2 protein-coding genes and 1 other annotated feature are annotated in these 3,886 nt (G+C 42.3%); both genes read left to right on the forward strand.

The window, feature by feature from the left end:
• Positions 1–256: 256 nt before the first annotated feature.
• Positions 257–2,473, forward strand: coding sequence for a LysM peptidoglycan-binding domain-containing protein (locus FC65_RS09310; protein WP_056972462.1), 2,217 nt, complete (start codon positions 257–259; stop codon positions 2,471–2,473).
• A 55-nt stretch (positions 2,474–2,528) separates the two neighbouring features.
• Positions 2,529–2,730: a binding site (T-box leader), on the forward strand.
• 70 nt (positions 2,731–2,800) lie between these two features.
• A partial coding sequence (gene leuS / locus FC65_RS09315; RefSeq protein ID WP_082619082.1) for a leucine--tRNA ligase occupies positions 2,801–3,886 on the forward strand: 1,086 nt, incomplete at its 3' end.

The raw sequence follows: 3,886 nt of genomic DNA on the forward strand, positions 1-3,886 counted from the left end.
GCCACGCCATTACTGCAGAACGAATTTTCACCAGTTTGGCTCTGGCAGCCCAAAGGCACAAAAATTCACGGGTGATCCTACAGTTCATATTAGACATGGGGTCAAAGACTACGAAAAATAAGCAAATTTTGTAAAGTGCTGTGATATAATTGAAACTAACATAATTATTTTGTATAGGGGTTTTAATGCGTCTTACGCACTTTTTTAAAACACAAAGTTATATGGTTGCAAAATCTCGTTTTAGGGGGTTAAAGATTTGAAAAAGAGAAAAGAAAGAATTGAGCAGGAAAAAGCTCTTCAATTTACGGAAAATTTTAAATCAGTCAAGAAGGCTACTACATATATCGGGACAACTGTCATAATGGGGACAGCTGGTATTGGTTTGAGCCGCACTAAGGCACTGGCTGATTCAACTGTGCAAGTTGCAAACGGTCAAGCTAATAACAACAATAATGATTCAGCAGAAGCAGTGAACAACAATAATTCCGGGCAACCGGCTACTAACACCCAGGCGGCCAGTTCGTCTACTGCTAATAACAATACAAGTCAAACACAATCACAACAATCACAGTCTGTTGCCAGTCAAGCCAGCGCTGCTCAGCCGCAAAGCAACAGCAGCCAGCAGCAAGATCAGACTGTTGCTTCACAGGACACGGCTGCGGCTTCAGAAAACAGCAATAGCCTTTTACGCAGTTCTGTAACTGTCTACAGCAGCCCGCAAATGTTTATTGATAAAATCGCGCCGTCAGCAATGCAAGTTGCGCGTCAGCGTGGTTTATACGCCTCGATGATGATCGCGCAAGCTGCTTTAGAAAGCGGCTGGGGCAGCAGTACGCTGTCAACCAGTGCTTATAATCTATTTGGTGTTAAGTGGAATGGTTATGGTGTTTTTGTTCAAATGAATACAAATGAATATTATAGCGGGTCTAATCATACAGTTTCGGCTAAATTCCAGAAATATAATAGTTACACTGAAAGTTTGAATAATTATGCTAACTTGATTGTGGGGCATTTTCCTAATTCGACTGTTGGTAAGACCGCAAGTGTTGAGCAAGCTGCAGATAATTTAGCTCACGGTGTCTACGGCACATACGCCACTTCGCCGACTTACGCTGCTACTTTGAAGAATATCATCAATAATTATAATTTGAAAAAATATGATAGCCAGACCGGTTCGACTGGTAATACTTCAACGACGTTGCCTAACGCCAATTCGGGTCAAAATAATCAGCCAAGCAACACAAGCACGACTCCAACAGCTAACGGGCAATACTCCGTTAAATCAGGGGATACATTATACCATATTGCAACGACTCATGGGATGACGGTCGCTAGTTTAAAATCACTGAATAATTTGACGAGCAACAATATCTATGTCGGCCAAAAATTGAAACTGACTGGTTCAACTGCAAGCAATAATGGTTCTGCAAATTCACAGCCTTCAAAACCAACGAATTCGCAGCCTAATCAGCCAACTCAGTCAAAACCGGCAGATTCGAATTCGCAAACCTACAAGGTTCAAAAGAAGGATAGTTTGTGGTCGATCGCTCAGAAGTATCAAACGACGGTCGCTAATTTACGGGCTTGGAACAATCTTAAATCGGATATAATTTATGTTGACCAGACACTTAAGGTAAGTGCTTCTGGGGCGAATAAACAACCAGGTAAACAAACCAGTGGAACTTCACAAAAGCCAGCCGCTGACAATTCCAAGCAGCAACAGCAAGCAGACTATACCGTAAAGGCACATGACTCGTTGTGGTCGATCGCGCATTCGCATGGTTTGAACGTGGCGCAGCTCAAATCCATCAATAAGTTAAGTTCTGATTTGATCTATGTCGGTCAAAAGCTGACTTTGAAATCACAGTCTAAACCAGGAACTTCGCAGACATCACAGCCTAATAAAGACCAAAAGCAGTCCGGTCAAAGCAACACAGCAGGTGCTTATACCGTTAAGTCGGGGGATTCTTTATGGGCAATCGCGCAAAAACATAATATGACGGTTTCTGCTTTAAAATCGTTAAACAAATTAACGAGTGATTTGATCAGTGTCGGTCAAAAACTGCAGGTCAAGGGCAGTCAAGTTCAGACTGGGCAAAATAATAACCAGAGTTCTAAGACGACCACTGCCAACAAACAAACTAATGGAACTTATGTGGTCAAGAAAAATGATAGTTTGTGGTCGATCGCGAATGCACATAATACCACGATCGCAAAACTGCGTCAGTTGAATCATTTGACAGGCAGCGTCATTTATATTGGCCAAACCTTGAAAGTCCAGGGGCGCGCCTCGATCAATAAAACTACTTCAAAACCGGCTTCAGCTGCGCAAAAAAGTTCGTATGTTGTTCAGGCTCATGATTCTTTATGGAGGATCGCTACTAGAAATAAAATGACGGTCAACCAGCTGAAGTCATTGAACCACCTGGTTTCCGATACTATCTATGTCGGTCAGACTTTAAAATTAAAATAATTCAAATTGATTCAGCTATTGCATTCAAAAATGCGATTTGCTATAGTAATAGTTAATATTAACGTTGAGAAGGATCAGTAGGACTGAGCAGTGATACAGAGAGTATGCGGGCGGTGTGAGCATAACACTTATCAGTTTGAACTCACCTTTGAGTTTCTTGTTGAACAGAGTAAACAAGAACGGTATTTCCCGTTATGAAATTGAGTGTCGGCATTTTGCCGAAATTTAGGTGGTACCGCGAGTAATTCGTCCTATACATTTCCTCTTTTGGGGGAGTATGTATAGGATTTTTTTATTTTGACAAATAGGAAAGGAAGTCTTTGATCAATGGCTTACGATCATAAACAAATTGAAAAAAAATGGCAGAAATATTGGAAAGAACACCAGACCTTCAAAACAACTGAAGATCCTGCTAAGAAAAATTATTATGCACTGGATATGTTTCCTTATCCATCTGGACAAGGCTTGCACGTTGGACATCCAGAAGGTTATACGGCAACGGATATCATTGCACGCATGAAACGGATGCAAGGTTACAATGTTTTGCATCCAATGGGTTGGGATGCCTTTGGGTTGCCTGCAGAACAGTATGCTTTGAATACTGGTCATTCCCCACGTGAATTTACTCGAACTAATGTGGATAATTTCCGCCGTCAGATCAAGTCGCTTGGTCTTTCATATGATTGGAACCGTGAGATCAATACCACAGATCCTAGTTATTACAAATGGACGCAATGGATCTTTGAACAATTGTATAAAAAAGGTTTGGCCTATGAAGCTGAAGTTCCCGTTAACTGGAGTCCAGATCTCGGGACAGTCGTCGCTAATGAAGAAGTGATCGATGGCAAGACGGAACGCGGCGGTTTTCCTGTTATTCATAAACCAATGCGCCAGTGGGTCTTAAAGATCACAGCCTATGCCGACCGTTTGATCGATGATCTTGATGACTTGGATTGGCCTGAGGCAATTAAGGAACAACAGCGTAATTGGATCGGTCGTTCAGTTGGTGCGTCAATTCGCTTTAAAGTGGCTGATCATGATGATGAGATCGAAGTTTTCACCACTCGCCCAGATACGATTTTTGGTGCCAGCTGTATGATTTTGGCACCAGAGCATGAGCTGGTCAAAAAGTTAACGACCCCTGAACAAAAAGAAGCAGTTGAAAAATATGTGGCCGAAGTTTCACATAAATCCGACTTGGAACGGACTGATCTGGCTAAGAACAAGACGGGTGTCTTTACTGGGAGTTATGTGATCAATCCGGCGAACGGCGAGAAAGTCCAAATTTGGATCGCCGATTATGTTTTGGCTTCATACGGAACTGGTGCGATCATGGTCGTTCCGGCTCATGATGAACGTGACTATGAGTTTGCGCAGAAGTTTGACCTGCCGATCACACCAGTCATCGAAGGC

The sequence above is a fragment of the Ligilactobacillus acidipiscis DSM 15836 genome, from assembly GCF_001435755.1.
GTDB classification, from domain to species: Bacteria; Bacillota; Bacilli; order Lactobacillales; family Lactobacillaceae; genus Ligilactobacillus; species Ligilactobacillus acidipiscis.